The following is an 18,178-nucleotide window of genomic DNA, read 5'->3' as shown; positions in this document are numbered from 1 at the left end:
ATCAGCCGCAGAAGGAAATCAGCAGCGGCAGGATGATCGGCATCGCCAGCGAAGCCACCGAAAGCTCGGCGTTGTAGGCGTTGGGTATTCCCGGCGTGAAGGCGATCATGGCGATGAAGTGCGTCGCCCATATGCCGAAGCCGGTCGACGTCGCAGCAATCAGCAGCCACGCATGACGGTTTCGGCTGGTCGATCGGTCGACATGGCGAAGCAGGTTGACGGCGGAGAAACAGGAGATTCCGCAAATGAGCGCCGCGAGTGCGACCAGTCTCAGATCGTGCTCGTTCACGATACAATTATAGACGGTCAGCATCTTTCTTCACCTGATCTTCCCGCATCAATCAAGGCAACGTGATTGATTAGGGTCGGACGACTGAAGAATCGATTATGCCGCCCGCAACCATTGCGTGCTCTCCAGGTTGTATTGATGCGCTGGAATGATCTCGGGATCGAATGTGTCGATCCGGGAGGCCGTTACTTCACCCGCACCGTAACCACCAGCGCCTCGTGGTCGGCGCTCGGGCTGCCGTCCGGCAACGTAGCCGGCAGCGTCGCCGGCGCGCTCGCCGCGAGGCCGCGCGTGAAGAACCAGTCGATATGGCCGGCGGGTGTGGCGTCGCCGGCCGCGCGCCGCTGGGTGGGCTTGTCGAAGGCATTCGCCGTCTTCCAGTCGTAGCCACGCTCGGCAAACACCGCGAACAAGGGCTCATGACGTTCCGGATACATCAGCCGGTCCGGTTCGGCGGCAATGCGGGTTCGCCACGCCGCAGGATCGTCGTTGCGTTCCGGATAGGTGGCGGTCAGCGTGTTGAAATCGCCGCCGATCAGCACCGGCGCTTCCGCATCGTATCTGTCGATGGCATCGAGCAAGTGGCGCGTCTGGTCGGCGCGGCCGGCGGGCGTGGTGCGGTTCTCGAGATGCACGGAGACGACGGTGACGCGGCGGTCGCCGACCATCACCTGACCGCCAAGCGCCATGCGGCCGCCGATGCGCGGCTGACCATGCTCCGGCAGGAACCAGGCGCCTGCGGCGTCGAAGCGGGTGAGAAAAGGCCGCAGCAGCGGAATGGCGCTGGTCACGGCATTGCCATGGAAACCTTCCACGTTCTCGGCGCCGCCATTTGCCGCCTGCTCCGTCTCATTGCCGGTGCCGAGCTCGAGGAACTCGACGCCATAGGCATAGGAATGGCCCAGACGATCGGCAAGCCGGCTCAACAAATGGCCGTTGCCGGAGCGCGCCATGCCCTTGTCGACCTCGGACAGCAGGACGACGTCCGGCGCCCGGCCGGCGATCGTGGCGGCGATGGCATCGACGTGACGCAGCCGCTCGACGTTCCAGGCCATGACGGTCAGGCTCTCGCCGGCGCCCCCGCGCGACGCCTGGCCGCCGATCTCGATCTCGCCGAGGGCCGGAACGGCGGCGGCGTGGCGCAGATGGGTGGCGCTGTCGCGCGGTCCGTCCCGCATGGCGTTGCGGACGTCGACAGGCACGTGCGTGAGCTGGGGGACCAGCATGTCTCTTCTCATCCAGTTAGCCGGTTAATCACGGAAGGTCTTTTCGCCGCTTCGGGACGCCCTAACTTCCTAGAGCCGGATTCAGATTTCAGGTCGGATCGACCTGAAATCTGAATCCGTCTCTAAATCCAAGAGATAGAACATGATGTCGTCCGAAAACCGCTTCACACTTTTCGGCATCATGCTCTAGAGCGCCGATGTGACGTTTTCATGCCGGCGCGACCGCTGCCAGGGAGGAGAGACTGGCTGTCCACAGGGGCCGCTTATCGGCCCAGGGGCCACAACAGAACTGTCACATACCTTCTCTATGAGAACGGGCAAGGACTTGCGCAAAACCCTTGTCACATTGCCATTCAAGAGGGAAACCATGACGATCATCAAGCGGGGCTTCGCTGCCCTTGCCGCCGGCGCGCTCACCACCGCGCTTGCGGTTCCTGCTTTTGCGGAGCCGGTCAAATTCGATTTCTGGTTCGGTCTTTCGGGCGATCTCGCCCGCGTCGTCGACACGCTGTGCAAGAACTTCAACGATTCGCAGAAGGACTACGAGGTCGTCTGCACCAGCCAGGGCAATTACGACGCCACGCTGCAGAACACGATCGCCGCCTTCCGCGCCGGCAAGCAGCCCACCGTCGTCCAGGTCTATGACGTCGGCACCGCCACCATGATGCTGTCGGGCGCCTACAAGCCCGCCGACAAGCTGATGGAAGAAAACGGCTACAAGATCGACTACAGCGACTATTTCCCCGGCATCGCGCGCTACTACGCGACCTCGAAGGGCGAGATGCTCTCCTTCCCGTTCAATTCCTCCACGCCGCTGATGTACTGGAACAAGGACGCCTTCGCCAAGATCGGCAAGACCGAAGCGCCGAAGACCTGGGAAGACGTCGGCGCCGACCTCAAGGCGCTGAAGGACGCCGGCTATGAATGCCCGATGGCGATCAACATCTCGGCCAATGAAAGCTGGCAGCTGATGGAGCAGTTCTCGGCGCTGCATAACCAGCCGATCGCTACGAAGAACAACGGCTATGACGGGCTCGACGCACGGCTTGAGGTCAACAAGACCAAGTTCGTCCAGTACGTCACAGATCTCAAGAAGTGGTATGACGCCGGCCTGATCAAGATCAAGTCGAAGGATCTCGGCCAGGATATGGTGCAGGCCTTTGCCACGGGCACCTGCCAGGTGATCCTGACCTCGGTCGGCGACCACGGCACGATCGGCCGCACCCAGAAGGAAGGCATGAACTGGGACGTCACCGAACTGCCGGTCTATGCCGGCACCGAGCGCAAGAACTCGCTGGTTGGCGGCGCTTCGCTGTGGGTGCTCTCCGGCAAGTCGGATGCCGAATACAAGGGTGCGGCGGCGTTCCTCAACTTCATCCACGATCCCAAGACGGCTTTGTTCTGGTCGACCAACACCGGCTACATCCCGGTGACGAAGTCGGGCTTCGACTACATGAAGTCCCAGGGCTTCTACGACAAGGCGCCCTATAAGGGCCGCGAAGTGGCGATCGCCAGCCTTACCGCCTCGGAGCCGACGGAGATCACCCGTGGCGTGCGCCTCGGCAACTTCACCCAGATCCGCGCCGAGTTCGGCACGCAGATGCAGGCGATCTTCGCCAACAAGGTCAGCGTGCAGGAAGGCCTCGACACTCTGGTCAAGAATGGCGACGCGATCCTGGAGCGCTTCCAGCAGACCTATCCGGGTAAGACCCTGCCCTGATCCCGGATGTTGGAGCGGCCGTCCGTCGGGAATCGACGGGCGGCCATTTCATGTAGTTTTGCTTCCACGCATATCTTTGTCCCGAAACCGGTTCCCACTTTAGGGAGACATGCTCTAGTCTTGCGCCAAGAAAGCGGGCTGGCGGTTCAACGACATCGGCGGATCGATGGAAAAACGCGTCACTTTCGGCAGATGGACGATCGGCATCCTGTTTGCGGTGCCGCAGCTGTTCCTGATCTTCACCTTCTTCTATTGGCCGGCCGGCCAGGCGGTCTACTGGTCGCTGACGCTGCAGCAGCCCTGGGGCGGCGGCAACATCTGGGTCGGGCTCGACAATTTCCGCTCGATCCTGTCCAACGCCGACTACTGGAATTCCATCACTGCCAGCATGATCTTCGCCGGCATCAGCACGGGCCTTGCGATGCTCATCGCGCTGGTGCTCGCCGCCCTGACCGACCGGCAGCTTGCCGGCTCATGGCTTTATCGCGTGGTGCTGATCTGGCCCTACGGCATCGCCGCGCCCGCCCTGGCGCTGGCGTTTCGTTTCATCCTGGCGCCGGAAGCCGGCTTCATGGCCGTCGTCAACCGGGTCTGGCCGGGCTTCTGGGACCCCGGTCTCGACGGCGCCGATGCGATGGCCTCGATCATCATCGCCTTCTCCTGGAAATATGTCGGTTACAATTTCATCTTCTTCCTTGCCGCCTTCCAGGCGATCCCGCGTTCGCTGATCGAGGCGGCGGCGATGGACGGCTCCGGCGTCATCCGGCGTTTCTTGGACATACAGTTCCCGCTGATCACGCCGACGATCTTCTTCCTTCTGGTCATCAACATCACTGAGAGTTTCCAGGACTCCTTCGGCATCGTCGACATCATGACCGCCGGCGGCCCGGCCAACGCCACAAATCTGATGGTCTACAAGATCTATTCCGACGGCTTCAAAGGCCTGGATTACTCCGGCGCCGCCGCGCAGAGCATCATCCTGATGCTCTTGATCATCGCGCTCACCATCGTCCAGTTCCGCTTCATCGAGCGGCGCGTGCATTATCGTTGAGGCTGATATGGTCGAGCGCACCCCGATCCTCAACTTCCTCACGCATCTCATCCTGTTCGCCGGCTTCGTATTCTGCGTGACGCCGTTCGTTATCGTGGCGATCGCCGCCTCGCACAATCTGAAGGACGTCAACGACGTGCCGATGTCGCTGCTGCCGGGCAGCGATTTCTGGGTCAACATCAAGACGGCGTGGACGACAGCCGATCTCGGTCCGAAGCTGCTCAACTCCTTCATCATGGCGTTCGGCGTCGCCGCCGGCAAAGTCATCGTCTCGGCGCTCACCGCCTTCTCGATCGTCTATTTCCGCTATCCCGGCCGCATGCTGATCTTCTGGCTGATCTTCATCACGCTGATGCTGCCGCTCGAAGTGCGCATCGTGCCGACCTACGCGGTGGTCGCCAACGTGCTCGAGCCCTATCAGACGATCATGGACCTGACAGGGCTCTCCTGGCTGATCGAGAAGATATCGGGGGTTCAGGTCCAGCTCAGCCTGGGGCTGCTCAATTCTTATAGCGGCCTGATCCTGCCGCTGGTCGCCACCGCCACCGGCACGTTCCTTTACCGCCAGTTCTTCCTGACCGTGCCGGACGAATTGACCGAGGCGGCGCGCATGGACGGCGCCGGCGCGCTGCGCTTCTTCATCGATATCCTGTTGCCGCTGTCGCGCAACAACATGGCGGCGCTCGGCACAATCATGTTCCTGTGGGCCTGGAACCAGTATCTGTGGCCGCTGCTTATCACCACCGACCAGTCGCACGCGATGGCGGTGACCGAGCTGAAGCAGCTCATACCCAATGTCGGCGGCGCGCCGGAATGGCACATCGCCATGGCCGGGACGCTGATCATCATGCTGCCGCCGCTGATCGTCGTGGTCTTGATGCAGCGCTGGTTCGTGCGCGGCCTCATCGCCACCGAAAAATAGGGAGACAAAAATGGCCTCCATCACCATTCGCGGCGTCAAGAAGAACTACGCCAAGACGCAGGTCGTGCACGGTGTCGACCTCGATTTCGCTTCCGGCGAGTTCGTCGTCATCCTGGGGCCGTCCGGCTGCGGCAAGTCCACGCTGCTCCGGATGATCGCCGGGCTGGAAGAGATTTCCGACGGCACGATCGCGATCGACGGCACGGTCGTCAACAAGCTCGAGCCGCGCGAGCGCGGCTGCGCCATGGTGTTCCAGAACTATGCGCTCTACCCGCATATGAGCGTGGCGCAGAATATCGGCTATTCGCTGAAGGTGGCCGGCGTTCCGTCGGCCGAACGCGCCCAGCGCATCCAGGCGGTGGCGCGCGTCCTGGAACTGGAGCACCTGCTCGACCGCAAGCCGATGGCGCTGTCCGGCGGCCAGCGCCAGCGCGTCGCCATGGGCCGCGCCATGATCCGCGAGCCGAAGGTGTTCCTGTTCGACGAGCCGCTTTCCAATCTCGACGCCAAGCTGCGCGTGCAGATGCGTTCCGAGATCCGCAAGCTGCACCGGCGCCTCAGCGCCACTTCGGTCTTCGTCACGCATGACCAGGTCGAGGCGATGACGCTGGCCGACCGGCTGGTGGTGATGAATGGCGGCCGGGTCGAGCAGGTCGGCACCCCGGCGGAAGTCTATAGCCGGCCGGCGAGCCGCTTCGTCGCGACCTTCGTCGGCGCGCCGTCGATGAACATGCTCGAAGGCACCGTCACGCTCGATGGGCTGTCGCTGCTCGGCGACAGCCGCAAGCTCAACGTGTCGCGCACGGGGCTTCCCGTAGGCTCGAAAGTCGCGGTCGGCATTCGGCCGGAGGCGGTGCGCATGGTGGCGCCGGGCACGCCGGGGGCGCTTGCGGCGACCGTCGACCTCATCGAGGAACTGGGCGCCGGGCGCGTCATCTATGTCGATCTCGACGGCGTGCCGTTCTCCATCGTGACGTCGGAGACCGTCCACCCCGAGCCGGGCAGCACGGTCGGCCTGCAATTCGCCGAATCGGACCTGCACTTCTTCTCCTCGGAGACGGGCGGCAGGCTCGACGTGTTCAAGGCTTCGGTGCCGGAACCGGCTCCGGCGACGTTGTGAATTTGATTTGAGGGTTCATGCAATGAAGATCATCCAGGTCACCGACGTCCATCTCGGTCGTCGGCGCGAGATACGCTATGGCGCGAACCTGAATGAACGTCTCGATCGATGCATCGATCATATCAATCAACGTCACAGCGATGCGGCGCTCTGCATCTTCACGGGCGACCTGACCGATGATGGAGAGGCCGAGAGCTATGCCGACCTCAAGGCGGCGCTGAGCCGGCTCACCGTGCCTTACCGCCTGTTGCCGGGAAATCACGACCGGCGCGCCAACCTCGTCGCCGCCTTCCCGGAAAACGGAACCGATAGCAACGGCTTCGCGCAGTCGGTTTTCGACACGCCGGAAGGGCGCCTGGTCTTCCTCGACAGCCTGGCGGAAGGCCGCGTCACCGGAGAATTGTGCGACGACCGGCTTGGTTGGCTCGATGCGCGGCTAGGCGAGGCGGCAGGCAAGGCGGCCTATATCTTCCTGCATCATCCGCCGGTCGAGCTCGGGCTCACATTGCTCGATCCGCTCGGCCTCGAACAGCCGCAGCGGCTCATCGATGTGCTGACCCGCCACGGCAATGTCCGCTACATCTTCTTCGGCCATGTCCACCGCGACATCGCCGGCACCGTCGCCGGCATTCCGTTCTCGGTGCAGCGCGGGCTGCATGCCCGCTTCATGCTCGATCTCGCCGGCGACGAAATGGTCGAGCAGGCGCCGCCCGCCTATTCGATCATCCTGATCGAGGGCCAGCGTGTCGTCATCCACAGCTGCGATTTTCTCGAGCAATGGCCGCTCTGGTCGCCGGCGACGGGGCAACGCATGCGGTAGAAATCACCCGAGCAACAGCGTGGGCGTCCCCTGTCCATCGACCAGCTTCACCGCTTTCCTGTCGAAGGACACGAAGGTTTCGCCACCGAGCCACTGACCGTCGAACGCGATCACGCCGTCCGCGAAATCTCCACCGGCGTCAAGCACAGCCAGGCCCGCTTCGATCGTTGGTCGGTTGGCCACGACGTTGCGCATATCGAGGATACGGCGGATCGAGGCGGATATATCAGGCCGCGCAACCCGATAACTTCTATCCAGCACCCAAACAAACTCGCAAAGCGCTTGAACGCTGATCGCGACCAGCTCGGCCCCTTCCAGCGTCTCGGCTGCGGTCCGCTGCTGCGCTTCGTCGTCCCCGACGACAAGGCGCAACAGCACGTTGGTGTCGAGGCTGATCTTCACTTGCGCTCGATTCCGCGCATTCCGCTCGAAGTGCCGGCGTCGGCGATCGCATCGTTGATCTCCTCGATCGAAAGCCGTGTGCCGTTCGTTTTGCCCTTGAGCATTCCACTCAGCTCTTGCCAGGAGCCCTTGCCCTGGTCGGCCTTCAGCTCCGCCCGCCCACCAGGCAGAAGATCAAGCCTGATCTTGTCGCCGGGCTGGATGCCGAGGTGCTTGAGCACGTCTTTCCGGAACGTGACCTGGCCCCGGGCGGTAACCGTCAATGTCGTCATGATGCGACCTCCGTGCACTAGAAATAATGCAGGAATGCATTATTCTCAAGGCGGAGATCAAGCAAAGACATGCGCCTTGCCGGTGACGGTGAGGCGCACGATCTCGCCGATCGCCGGCGCGTCCATACCTGTCCGGCGCAGGATGAGAGGCGTGTTGCCGATCGCGGCCGCATCGGGCGGATCGGGGCTGTTGAGCAGCCGCACCGCGACAGTGCAGATGGAGCCCGCGAACTCGCAGTCCGTCACTTCGCCGAACAGCATGTCCGGCGTGCCCGACAAGCCTTCGCGCGAGGTGAGCTTGAGCAGGATTTGCTCAGGCCTGAGCATGATGCGGGCGACGTCTCGGCGTTCCTTCGTGTCGACGGCAATGCGGCCGAGCGGCGAGATGGCGAAGCCATCGGCGATTCTGGCCGGCAGGATGATGGCGTCGCCGAGGAACTCGGCGACCATTCTATCCCTGGGCTTGAAATAGAGCTCGCGCGGCGTGCCGACCTGGGAGAACAGGCCGTCGCGCATCACCGCCACCTGGCTGGCGAAGGACAGCGCCTCGGCTTGGTCGTGCGTGACCAGGATAGTGGTGATTCCCGCTTCTTCCAGAAGCTCCGCCACCGCCTTGCGCATCGAGGCGCGAAGCCCGGTGTCGAGCGCCGAGAACGGCTCGTCGAGCAGCATCAGCCGCGGCTTCATGGCCATGGCGCGGGCAAGCGCGACGCGCTGCTGCTGGCCGCCGGAGAGCTCGTGCGGCCGGCGTTTCAGGACCGCCTTGTCCAGCCCGACGATGTAGGCCAGCTCGACGATGCGCTCGCTGCGCCTGTCCTCGCCGCGGGGCATGCCGAAGCCGATATTGTCGGCGATGGTGAGATGCGGGAACAGGGCGCCGTCCTGGGCGACGACGCCGATGCCGCGGCGATGCGCCGGCACGGCCGCGCCGCCATTGGCGAGCACCTTGCCGTCGAGCGCGATCCGGCCGCGGTCCGGCGCCTCGAAGCCGGCGATCAGCCTGAGCAAGGTAGTCTTGCCGCAGCCGGACGGCCCGACGATCGCGGTGCGGCTGCCGCTTTCCACCTTGAGGTCGACGCCGGCGAGCGCCGCCACCGGGCCGTAATTCTTCGCGACGCCGCTGAGTTCGAGAAAACTCATCGTCCGGCCATCCGCTTCGACTGGACGTAAAGCCACCAGGTCATCGGCAACGACATCGCCACCATGATCAGCGCATAAGGCGCAGCGGAGGCGTAGTCGATCTCGCCGCTGTAGGACCAGAAGGCCATCGCCAGCGTGCGGGTACCGTTGGGCGCCAGCATCTGGGTGGCGGTGAGTTCGTTGGTGATGCCGAGCGCCACCATCGCCATGCCGGCCGCCGCCCCCGGCGCCGACAGGCGGATGGTCGTCGACCACAGCGCCTTGACCGGCGGCCGGCCGAGGCTGGAAGCGGCCCGTTCCAGCTCCACCGGAGCCTGCGCGATCGAGGCACGCAGGCTGATCAGCGCGCGCGGAAGGAACATCAGCGCGTAACCGAACAGGATGGTGAACAGGGTCTGGTAGAGGGGCAGCGCGACACGCACGGTGATCGTCACCAGCGCCAGCGCGACGACCACGCCCGGCAACGCGCCGACGATGTAGTTGCAGCTCTCGAGCAGGCGCTGCAGCCGCCCCGGCGCGCGGATCGAGATCCATGCCATCGGCATGGCGGCCAGCGTTGCAAGCACCGCGCCGGCAATGGCGAGGAACAGCGTCTGGCCGAGCGCCAGGCCGATCTCGTCCCAACGCCAGACCTCCGTGCCGCCGGCGAGCAGCCAGCGGCTGACCGTGACGAAGGGCACGCCGAGCGACAGCAGCGCGACACCCGCCGGCAAAAGCAGGCAAGGCAAGGTGGCACGGCCGAGGCGAGCGCGCTGCTGCTGGCGCGCCGCGCCGGAGCCGACGCGGGCATAACGTTCCTCGCCGCGGATCATCACCTCGAGGCCGAGCAGGAAAAGGCAGCAGACCACCAGCACTGCGGCCAGCATGTTGGCGGCCGGGCCGTTGAAGGTCGACTGGAACTGGTCGACGATCGCGGTGGTGAAGGTGTCGAAGCGGATGAAGACATAGAGGCCGTATTCGGCCAGGAGATGCAGACCGACCAGCAACGAGCCGCCGCAGATGGCGAGCCTCAGCTGCGGCAGCACGACGCGCGCGAAAACCCGCCACGGATCAAGGCCAAGCGCCGCGGCCGCATCCTCCAGCGCCGGATCGAGCCGGCGCAACGCGGCGGCGATCGGCAGATAGAGGAAAGGGAAATAGGCGATGACGGAGACCAGCACGCCGGCCCAGAGCCCATGCAGTCCAGGAACAAAGCTGATCCAGGCATAGGAGTGCACGAAAGCGGGGATGGCGAGCGGCGCGACCGAAAGCCAAGACCACCAGCGGTTGCCGGGCAGGTCGCTGCGCTCTGTCAGCCAGGCCAGCGCCACCGAGAGCACGATGGCGATCGGCACGGCGACGGCGACCAGCAGCACGGTGTTGACCAGCAATTCACCGACGCGCGGCCGGAAGATCAGCGCCGCCACGGTGTCCCAACCGGTCTGGATCGCGACCCAGACGATGAAGGCGAGCGGCAGCAGCGCGACCAGCGCGATCAGGGCGGCGGCAAGCGTGATCCAAGAGGTGGACCTGCGCTTCTTCATCCCGGCCGCCGGCAATCTTGCCGGGGTCATGTCGATCGCCGACTGCATCAGGCGCGCCACCATGTCGCCGACGCCGTATGACGGAAGCGAGCTTGAGCAATTCCAGGAAAAGTGTGAAGCGGTTTTCCGTTCGGAATTGCGGCAAAGCAAGGAGACAGAGCGGTTCGCCGTTTCCATGAAACGGTGAAGCGATCTGATAAGCCGCGCAAGCGGCTCGAAACGCAGCCGATCGTCATCGACGAGGCGATCTCCAAACAAAAACGCTCCCGCGGAAAGGCGAATTGCCGCGGGAGCACGGTCGTTCGCCCTTTTAGGACGAACGAGAACTAAAGCAAGCCGGCTTGCGTCATCAGGTCGATGACCTTCTTGGAATTCAGTTTCGCCGGATCGACTTTCGGCGCCTGCAGATCGGCCAGGGGCACCAGCTTGGGGTTGGATTCGGCACCCTTGCCGACCGCGTATTCATAGGACGTACCGTTCTTCAGCACGTCCTGGCCACCCTTGCCGGTCACCCACTTCAGGAACGCCTGGGCTTCCTTCGGATGCTTGCTGGAAGCCAGCACGCCGCCGCCCGACACCGAAACGAAGGCGCCCGGGTCCTGGTTCTTGAAATAGTGCAGGCCGACATTGCCGCTGTTCTCGCCGGTCTTGGCCTGATCGCCGAACCAGTAATAGTGGTAGATCACGCCGCCATCGATCTCGCCGGCATTGACCGCCTTCATCACCGTCGAGTTGCCCTTGTAGGCGGTGAAATTCTCCTTCATCGCCTTCAGCCAGTCGCCGGTGGCGGTCTCGCCCTTGAGCTCAAGCAGGGCGCTGACGATGGCCTGGAAGTCGGCGCCGGACGGCGAGGCGGCCCAGCGGCCCTTCCAGCTCGGATCGGCGAGATCGAGCAGCGACTTGGGCAGCTGGTCTTCCTTCAGCTTGTCCTTGTTGTAGGCGAAGACGGTGCTGCGGGCGGCGACGCCGACCCACTTGCCGCTCGACGGCTGGTATTCCTGCGGCACCTGGGCGAGCGTATCGGCGTCGACCGGCGCGAACAGGCCGGCCGTCTCGACCAGCGCCATGGCCGGCGAGTTCTCGGTCAGGAACACGTCGGCCGGCGAGGCCGCGCCCTCGGCGGCGATCTGGTTGGAGAAGTCGCTGTCGCCGCCGTTGCGCAGCGTGACCTTGATGCCGGTTTCCTTGGTGAATCCCGCCGCCCATTCCTTGGCGAGGCTCTCATGCTGGGCATTGTAGACGATGATGCCTTGATCCTCGGCCATGGCCGGGGCGGCGATCAGGCCGAGCGCCAGCGCAGCGGCGAGGGCGATAAGGGGGGACTTCATAGGACACTCCTCGGGTCAGGGCGGATGCGTCGGAGTATCAATTCATGAGCGTGTTAGTCAACATTGGAGAGCGACAGATTCATCACGCTTTCGCGCGTCAAGACGACGCTGATGAAGGTATCAACCGATATGCGGGCCTGGCGGCCGCTCGTGCGGAATGCAGCCGTCTACCATCGGATGAATGGTCCAGCGCTGCTCGAGCCCCTGCTGCGTCCGTTTGGTCTCCGGATCGAAGGCGTCGTGCAGCATGGCGCACCAGGTTCGACGCAAATTCTCGCAGCGCGTCCTGAATGCCGCGCTGCCGAGGCCGTCGCGCATGTCCTGGGCCGCGAGATCGGTGGCCTCGCCCGGAGGTTTTTGCGGTACGGTCCCGGTGTCGGGAAAGTCCGGATCCCACTGAAGATAGTGCTTCGCATCGACACCGGCCGCGCCATCGAATTTGACCACCGCCATCAGCGGATGAAATTCGTGCCAACCCTTGTGATAACCGTCGTAGACATGCTCGCCGAGCACTGCGACGTGGTCGCCCAACCTGATCGGGCCGAGCGCCTTGTCGCCGACATTGGCGTCCTCGACATCGCCAGGGTTGATGTTGAACAATCCTTGCAGGACCGGCTTGATCGCGCCGTAATAGGATGCCGCGCCGCCGATAGCGCCACCTATGGCCCCGCCAAGCAATCCTCCCAGGAACGATCCGATGGCGCATCCCAGGGCGCCCAGGAAGAACGAGCCTATGGCGCAGCCGACTGCCGCGCCGACGCTGGCGCCGGCCGCGGCCGCGGCTGCCGTGACGACCAGAGCCGCCGTCAGCAGGATGACGATGGCCGGCGCCCATTGGCGCATCTTGATCCAGAAGTCGCCCTCGGCCTCGCAATGCAGGCCCCAGCGCGCATGGTCGTCGGCTGGTGCGTAGCCCAGATCGTTTTTCAGGTCGTCGCGCGGAAAAAGCAGTTCGTGACCCTGGAAGCCGTCGTTGAGAATGTCGTTTGCCGGATGGGCCGTGATCTTGGCGGCGAATTCCGTGACGACCGTGCCATCGGCATTGTAGCGGTTGGCCGCCGCCAAAGCCGCCTGGTTCGTTTCGGCGTTGAGGATTTCGGTCGTCGGATGCGGCATCAGTACGACGTCGAAATACTGGTCATTGTCGAAGGCGCCGAGATCGCTGCGGAACGGGTTGTAGGACACGATGCCGACGGCGCATTTCGGATTGTCCTTGTCCAGGCAGACCAGGCGATGGTTGAGCCACTCCGCGGCGGCCTTGTCGATCGTCGCGGTGGCCGAAGCGAGATATGCGATGGCGGCGGCAAGCACCGCGCCGACCGGCCCGGCCAGAAAGCCGATGCCGGCCGCCAGTCCGGTGATGACGAGGATCTTCACCGCCTGGCCGGCCAGGAACGCCAGACGGTCGTCCTCATTGTAGGGCTTGCCTCCGGCCGGATAGAGGAAGCAGCTCGTATAGTGCTTGTAAGCCATGGGGGCGCCTCACCCTTTCGTCGCGGTCAGCGTCACGCCACCGGTCATGTCGCGCGATCCGCTCTCGCCGATCGTGAAAACGTGGACGTTGAAGGCTTTTGAACCGCGGAAGGCGGCGTCCCTCGCTTCGATCTCGACCGCCACTTCGGCCTCCTGGCGCGGCTGCAGGGAAAGCGTGTCCGGAACGATCCTGACCGACCAGTCGTCCGGAACGGGAAAATGGCCGTAAGCCTGCTCCCGCAAGGCCTTGGCCCAGCGCGCCTTGCTCTCGGCAAGCCGCGTTCGGGGTCGTTCGCCACGGCCTTCGCCAGGCGGCGTTTCCGGAACGCAAGGCTGCAATTTCGGCAGGCCGTAGCAATCCGCCTCGATCAGGAAACGGCGCGCGACCGAGGCTTCGTTGCGGACGGTGAAGGCGAACTTTGCCGGCGACTGCATCTCGGCGACATTGACGTTCTTCTGACCGAGATTGTTGCCGGGGTTGGCGTCATCGCTCCAGGAAAGCTGCGCCTGGAGGCAGTAATGGCCGCCGATGGCAGGCGTGATCCAGCTGAACTCGGCATAAGCCGGACAATCGATCGTGCCCTTGGCGCCGAGATTGACGGCGGTGCTGGCGATCGTATGGGAGACGGTCTGCGCGCCGAAGGACAGATAGGACAGAGCCACTCCCACCCCAACCGCCGGAGCATCGTAGGAGCCGTTCCAGACGCGGACGCGGACACGGTATTTATGTGCCGGCTGAAGCGCGCCGGTGACGGGCGCCGCGCCGTCGAAAATGTCGATGTCCGGATTGTCCCAGGTCACGGCTAGCCCCTGCGCCATCAGGTAGTACTGGGCATAGAGAAGCGGATCGGCGCGCTTGTAGACATCGGGCGGCAGCTGGATGCAGCAATCGCTCTGTGACGGGCTCGGCAGCTTCTGGCCCTTGACCAGCCGGCAGAGCAGCATGCGTATCGTGGCGAACAGCACCTTCAGTCCGTCGGCGAGACGCTTCCAGAAATCGGCGGCGAACAACAAAAAGGCCGCGGTTCGAACGTGTTCGACCAGTGATCCCAACATGTCGTGTTTCCCACGCTGAGAGGACGCAACGGCGATGCACTTCTCGGCAGGCGTGCCCCGCCGATTGTCTAAAATGTTATTTCTTCAGTGATTTCTGTCTTCTGTAGAAGTAGACGGCGGCGACGAGGACAATGGCTGCAATGACAATGCTGCCCTCGAAAGTTCCCGAGCCGTTGTCGGGAGAAAATCCAAAAATGCGCTCGATGAAATCCATCTTGGCCCCCCTCCGATCTTCTGACGCTACAGAAGGGTTTACCTTGCGTCAATGTGAGGTTGAGGCACACTTTTTCTCTGCCGTGGCCGACCAGGACCGACCTGCATCCGCTCGCCGTCCATCGAGCAGCAAACCACCAAATCCGCAAACTTTCGTGAGTTTGCATCAGTTTGGCTTGGACATTATTTCGCCGGCCACGTAACAAATCCGGGCCGAGACGCGAACATCGGGGGTAAACTCTTGTGACCGGCAAGGATGAGGCCGAGCTTTCCCGGCTGCTCAGAGCCGCGATCGCGGGAGATGAAAGGGCTTATGCCGACTTTCTGCACCGGATCGCCGCTCTCGTTCGCGGTTTTGTCCGGCGCAAGATCGTTCAGGGCGGGGTCGATCCCGAGGATGTCGTGCAGGAAACCTTGCTGGCCATTCATGTCAAACGCCACACCTGGCGGCCGGAGGCGCCGGTGCTGCCCTGGATCTATGCCATCGCCCGCTTCAAGCTGATCGACGCGTTCCGCCGGCGCGGGCGGCGCATCGAGGTCGAGATCGACGAGATCGCCGACACCTTCGCCGAGCCGGAGGCGGAAACGGTGAGCGAGCGCGACATCAACCGGGCGCTCGACGGCCTGCCGCCGGCGCAACGCTCGGTCGTCTCCTCGATCTCGGTCGATGGGCAGTCGATCGGCGAGACGGCGGCCAAGCTCGGCATCAGCGAGACGGCGGTGCGCGTGTCATTGCATCGCGGCCTCGCCGCGATCGCAAAAAGATTCGGACGACAGTGACATGAGGACCGAGGATCTCATCAAGGCGCTCGACGCCGATGCCCGCGACAAGGCGATGCCACTCGGCAAGGCCTGGTGGCTGGCGGTCGGCGTGGCCGTGGTGATCGCGGCGGCCGTCTTCTTTACGACCATCGGACCGCGCCCCGACATCATGCCGGCCATGCACACGATGCGCTTCATGTCGAAATTCCTGTTCACGCTGGTGCTTGCGGTCAGCGCCTTCGCGCTGATCCGCGTGCTGTCGATGCCGGGTGCTTCGACCAGGCGGGCGATGGCCTGGATGATCGCCGCACCGCTTCTGGTCGTGCTGGCCGTGATCCTCGAGCTATTTGTCGTGCCCGAGGCCGATTGGGGCAAGCGGCTCGTCGGCACGAACATGATGATCTGCATGAGCTTCATCCCACTGATCGGCATCGGCCCATTGGCGATCTTCCTCGGCATGCTGCGTTACGGCGCGCCGACCAGGCCGGTGCTTGCGGGCGCGGTCGCCGGCCTGCTCGCGGGCGGGCTCGCGGCAACCTTCTATGCCGCGCATTGCTTCGACGATTCACCGCTCTTCGTCGCCACCTGGTATACGATCGCGATCGCGTTCCTGACGCTGCTCGGTGCCATCGGCGGGCGCCTCTTCGTGCGCTGGTAGCCGCCCCACACCGATCCTTTGATACGGTTTGGAAACAGTACCTTAATCATGCCGCCAATTGTTTGCCGGTTAGCGGCGCGATCGCCGGCGTTTACGCAACCATTCCTTAAAACCGATCCGCCAGGGTTGTGGCCACGTGCAGTTGCGTGTTGGGTGGGATCGCATTGTGGCGTGGTTGAACTGGAAAAGGATCCGTGCCGACAGGCACGCTGCGCAGGGTCTGCTGGCGGTCGGTCTGGTTGCCACCGCCGCGTCGATCCTGCTGCCGCGTCTCGAATTCGGCGCCGACGCGCTGAGGCTCTGCCTGCAGGTTTCCATCGCCATCACCGCCGCGACGCTGTTCTTGTCGGCGCTGTTCATTCACCGCATCGTCGATGACCGCCGGCAGATCGCCGAGAGCGAGCAGCGCTTCCGCCGCGCCATGGAGGATTCGGCGATCGGCGTCGCCATCGTCGGCCTGGATGGGCGCATCCAGCAGGCCAATCCAGCTTTCGCCGCGATGCTTGGCTACAGCCGGGTGGAGATCGAGGCGCTGTCTTTCCCGCAAATCACGCATCCGGACGATCTCTCGATCGGTCGCGAGACGATGATGAACGTGCGGGAAGGCCGGATCAGCTCCTACCATTTCGAAAAGCGCTACCTCAGGAAAGACGGGACCGCGGTCTGGGCGCGGCTCGCCGGCTCGGTCATCCGCGACGAGGATACCGGCAAGCCGCTCTACCTGGTGTCGCAGATCGAAGACATCGACGCGCGCAAGCAGGCCGAGGCGCGCATCGCCGAGGACGAGACAAGGTGGAATTTCGCGCTGACCAGCGCCGGACAGGGCGTCTGGAGCCTCGATATGCGCAACGGCGGCACGACCTACTCCGAAACCTGGGTGAAGATGCTGGGCTATGCGGATGGCGAGCTCGACGGCGACCCCGATCGCTGGCTGACCATGATCCACCCCGACGATCGCGAGCGCGTCGCCGAGGCGGATCGCGCGCATCTTGCCGGCGAGACGCCGTTTTTCGAAGCCGAGTTCCGGATGCGGCACAAGGACGGGTACTGGGTCTGGATCCTCGACCGCGGCAAGACGATCGAGCGCGACGGCGAGGGCCGGCTGATCCGGGCCATAGGCAGCCTGACCGACATCACCGAGCGCAAGGAAGCCGAGGCGAGGCTGATCGTTTCGGCGGCAATGCTGGCCGACGAGAAGGAGCGCCTCAGGGTGACGCTGCAGTCGATCGGCGACGCCGTGATCTGCACCGATGCCGCCAACCGCGTCACCTTCATGAACCCGGTCGCCGAAAAGCTCACCGGCGTGGAGGTCGGCGAGGCTATGGGCAAGGTGCTCGGCCATGTCTATTGGGCGGTCGACGAGGAAAGCGGGCAGAGGATCGGGCTGACGCGTCCTTCGGCGAGCGAACGTCCGCACTGCGACCAGAACACGCGTGCGGTTCTGGTGCGGCGCGACGACACGCGCTGCAGCATCCGCCAGGTGGTGTCGCCGATCATGAACGACCGCGACGAGTTCTGCGGCCTGGTCATCGTCTTCCAGGATTTCACGGATGCGCGTGCCTTGCAGCGCCAGCTGGCCTACGCCGCCACCCATGACGCGCTGACCGGGCTCGCCAATCGCTCGAGCTTCATCCGCACCATGGAAGATCTGGTCAACCAGTGCCGCCTCAATGGCGGCGGGCACCAATTCATGTTCGTCGACCTCGACCACTTCAAGGCGGTCAACGACACCGGCGGCCATGCCGCGGGCGATGCGCTGCTCAAGCGCGTGGCCGATACACTGCGCGATGTGCTTGGCCAGGAAGACATCGTCGCGCGGCTTGGCGGCGACGAATTCGCCGTCATCCTGAAGTCGGACGCCGCGGAGCGCGGGCCGATCGCCGCGCGCTCGATCATCGATGCCATCCGCAACCTCAATTTCAGCTGGGACGGGCGCCCGCATTCGATCGGCGCCAGCATCGGGCTTGCGCCGATCCGCGCCGGTTGCGGCGAAGTGGACGAGATCATCGCCCGCGCCGACGCTGCCTGCTACGCCGCCAAGGCAGCCGGGCGCGGCTGCGTTTCGGCGGCGCCCGACGAAGCTTCGCCCGACGATATTTCAAAACGCGGCGCGCCGCCCCTGCCACTCGCGGCGGCGTCTTAGAGCAATTCCAGGAAAAGTGTGAGCGGTTTTCCGCCCGGAATTGCGTAAAAACAAAGAGAT

General features: G+C 64.0%; 18 protein-coding genes and 1 pseudogene. 9 read left to right on the top strand and 10 right to left on the bottom strand.

All coding sequences use genetic code 11. From position 1 onward, the window contains the following. Nucleotides 1-28: 28 nt before the first annotated feature. Together FJ471_RS30080 and FJ471_RS30075 are read right to left on the bottom strand one after the other, a co-directional pair. A pseudogene (locus tag FJ471_RS30080) lies at nt 29-313 on the bottom strand (MHYT domain-containing protein); the annotation flags it as partial. Nucleotides 314-474: 161 nt separating this feature from the next. Continuing rightward, the gene (locus FJ471_RS30075) at nt 475-1,515 is read right to left on the bottom strand and encodes an endonuclease/exonuclease/phosphatase family protein (RefSeq protein ID WP_140808799.1); all 1,041 of its coding nucleotides are present in this window, start codon (nt 1,513-1,515) and stop codon (nt 475-477) included. A 367-nt stretch (nt 1,516-1,882) separates the two neighbouring features. Here FJ471_RS30075 and FJ471_RS30070 point away from each other — a divergent pair, with 367 nt between their 5' ends. From FJ471_RS30070 to FJ471_RS30050, 5 genes are all read left to right on the top strand, one after another. Continuing rightward, a complete protein-coding gene (locus FJ471_RS30070) occupies nt 1,883-3,235 on the top strand; it encodes an extracellular solute-binding protein (protein ID WP_140808797.1) in 1,353 nt (450 codons plus the stop codon). 166 nt (nt 3,236-3,401) lie between these two features. Further along, nucleotides 3,402-4,286, top strand: coding sequence for an ABC transporter permease subunit (locus FJ471_RS30065; RefSeq protein WP_140808795.1), 885 nt, complete (start codon nt 3,402-3,404; stop codon nt 4,284-4,286). A 7-nt stretch (nt 4,287-4,293) separates the two neighbouring features. Further along, on the top strand, nt 4,294-5,208 hold the full coding sequence (locus tag FJ471_RS30060) for an ABC transporter permease subunit (RefSeq protein ID WP_140808793.1): 915 nt from the start codon (nt 4,294-4,296) through the stop codon (nt 5,206-5,208). Between the two features lie 10 nt (nt 5,209-5,218). Beyond that, nucleotides 5,219-6,328, top strand: a complete 1,110-nt coding sequence (gene ugpC / locus FJ471_RS30055) for a sn-glycerol-3-phosphate ABC transporter ATP-binding protein UgpC (RefSeq protein ID WP_140808792.1) — start codon at nt 5,219-5,221, stop codon at nt 6,326-6,328. Nucleotides 6,329-6,350: 22 nt separating this feature from the next. Beyond that, on the top strand, nt 6,351-7,148 hold the full coding sequence (locus FJ471_RS30050; protein WP_140808789.1) for a phosphodiesterase: 798 nt from the start codon (nt 6,351-6,353) through the stop codon (nt 7,146-7,148). Between the two features lie 3 nt (nt 7,149-7,151). Here the strand turns inward: FJ471_RS30050 and FJ471_RS30045 are convergent, their stop codons facing one another. Genes FJ471_RS30045 through FJ471_RS30030 form a run of 4 tightly spaced genes read right to left on the bottom strand, consistent with a single transcriptional unit; the run spans nt 7,152 to nt 10,533 of the window. Next, complete coding sequence (locus FJ471_RS30045; protein ID WP_140808786.1) at nt 7,152-7,550, bottom strand: type II toxin-antitoxin system VapC family toxin; 399 nt, start codon at nt 7,548-7,550, stop codon at nt 7,152-7,154. Further along, complete coding sequence (locus tag FJ471_RS30040) at nt 7,547-7,822, bottom strand: AbrB/MazE/SpoVT family DNA-binding domain-containing protein (RefSeq protein ID WP_140808784.1); 276 nt, start codon at nt 7,820-7,822, stop codon at nt 7,547-7,549. The genes FJ471_RS30045 and FJ471_RS30040 overlap by 4 nt, the downstream gene beginning before the upstream one ends. 57 nt (nt 7,823-7,879) lie before the next feature. Next, nucleotides 7,880-8,962, bottom strand: a complete 1,083-nt coding sequence (locus FJ471_RS30035) for an ABC transporter ATP-binding protein (protein ID WP_140808782.1) — start codon at nt 8,960-8,962, stop codon at nt 7,880-7,882. Next, entirely contained in the window at nt 8,959-10,533 is a 1,575-nt protein-coding gene (locus FJ471_RS30030; RefSeq protein WP_140808801.1) for an iron ABC transporter permease, read from the bottom strand. The genes FJ471_RS30035 and FJ471_RS30030 overlap by 4 nt, the downstream gene beginning before the upstream one ends. On the opposite strand from FJ471_RS30030, the gene FJ471_RS34990 reads away from it, so the two are divergent. Then, nucleotides 10,466-10,672, top strand: coding sequence for a hypothetical protein (locus FJ471_RS34990; protein WP_181179851.1), 207 nt, complete (start codon nt 10,466-10,468; stop codon nt 10,670-10,672). The two genes, FJ471_RS30030 and FJ471_RS34990, sit on opposite strands and share 68 nt — an antisense overlap. A 139-nt stretch (nt 10,673-10,811) precedes the next feature. On the opposite strand, the gene FJ471_RS30025 is transcribed toward FJ471_RS34990, so the two are convergent. The 4 genes from FJ471_RS30025 to FJ471_RS34985 form a co-directional block, all read right to left on the bottom strand. Further along, on the bottom strand, nt 10,812-11,813 hold the full coding sequence (locus tag FJ471_RS30025) for an iron ABC transporter substrate-binding protein (protein ID WP_140808780.1): 1,002 nt from the start codon (nt 11,811-11,813) through the stop codon (nt 10,812-10,814). A 120-nt stretch (nt 11,814-11,933) separates the two neighbouring features. Continuing rightward, nucleotides 11,934-13,286 carry a hypothetical protein gene (locus FJ471_RS30020; RefSeq protein ID WP_140808778.1) on the bottom strand — a complete coding sequence of 451 codons (1,353 nt, stop codon included), beginning with the start codon at nt 13,284-13,286 and terminating at the stop codon, nt 11,934-11,936. Nucleotides 13,287-13,295: 9 nt separating this feature from the next. Beyond that, entirely contained in the window at nt 13,296-14,342 is a 1,047-nt protein-coding gene (locus FJ471_RS30015) for a hypothetical protein (protein WP_140808776.1), read from the bottom strand. A gap of 76 nt (nt 14,343-14,418) precedes the next feature. Beyond that, a complete protein-coding gene (locus tag FJ471_RS34985; protein WP_181179847.1) occupies nt 14,419-14,556 on the bottom strand; it encodes a hypothetical protein in 138 nt (45 codons plus the stop codon). A 242-nt stretch (nt 14,557-14,798) separates the two neighbouring features. On the opposite strand from FJ471_RS34985, the gene FJ471_RS30010 reads away from it, so the two are divergent. From FJ471_RS30010 to FJ471_RS30000, 3 genes are all read left to right on the top strand, one after another. Further along, entirely contained in the window at nt 14,799-15,335 is a 537-nt protein-coding gene (locus FJ471_RS30010; RefSeq protein ID WP_140808774.1) for a sigma-70 family RNA polymerase sigma factor, read from the top strand. Nucleotide 15,336: 1 nt separating this feature from the next. After that, a complete protein-coding gene (locus FJ471_RS30005) occupies nt 15,337-15,975 on the top strand; it encodes an NrsF family protein (protein ID WP_140808772.1) in 639 nt (212 codons plus the stop codon). 175 nt (nt 15,976-16,150) lie between these two features. Continuing rightward, nucleotides 16,151-18,118 (top strand): PAS domain S-box protein, encoded by a 1,968-nt coding sequence (locus FJ471_RS30000; RefSeq protein ID WP_246684873.1) that lies wholly within the window; start codon nt 16,151-16,153, stop codon nt 18,116-18,118. Nucleotides 18,119-18,178: the final 60 nt, after the last annotated feature.

It is taken from the genome of Mesorhizobium sp. B2-7-1 (assembly GCF_006440735.1).
Classification (GTDB): Bacteria; Pseudomonadota; Alphaproteobacteria; order Rhizobiales; family Rhizobiaceae; genus Mesorhizobium.
The sequence above is the reverse complement of the archived record's forward strand: the minus strand, read 5'-3'. Positions and strand labels throughout refer to the sequence as shown.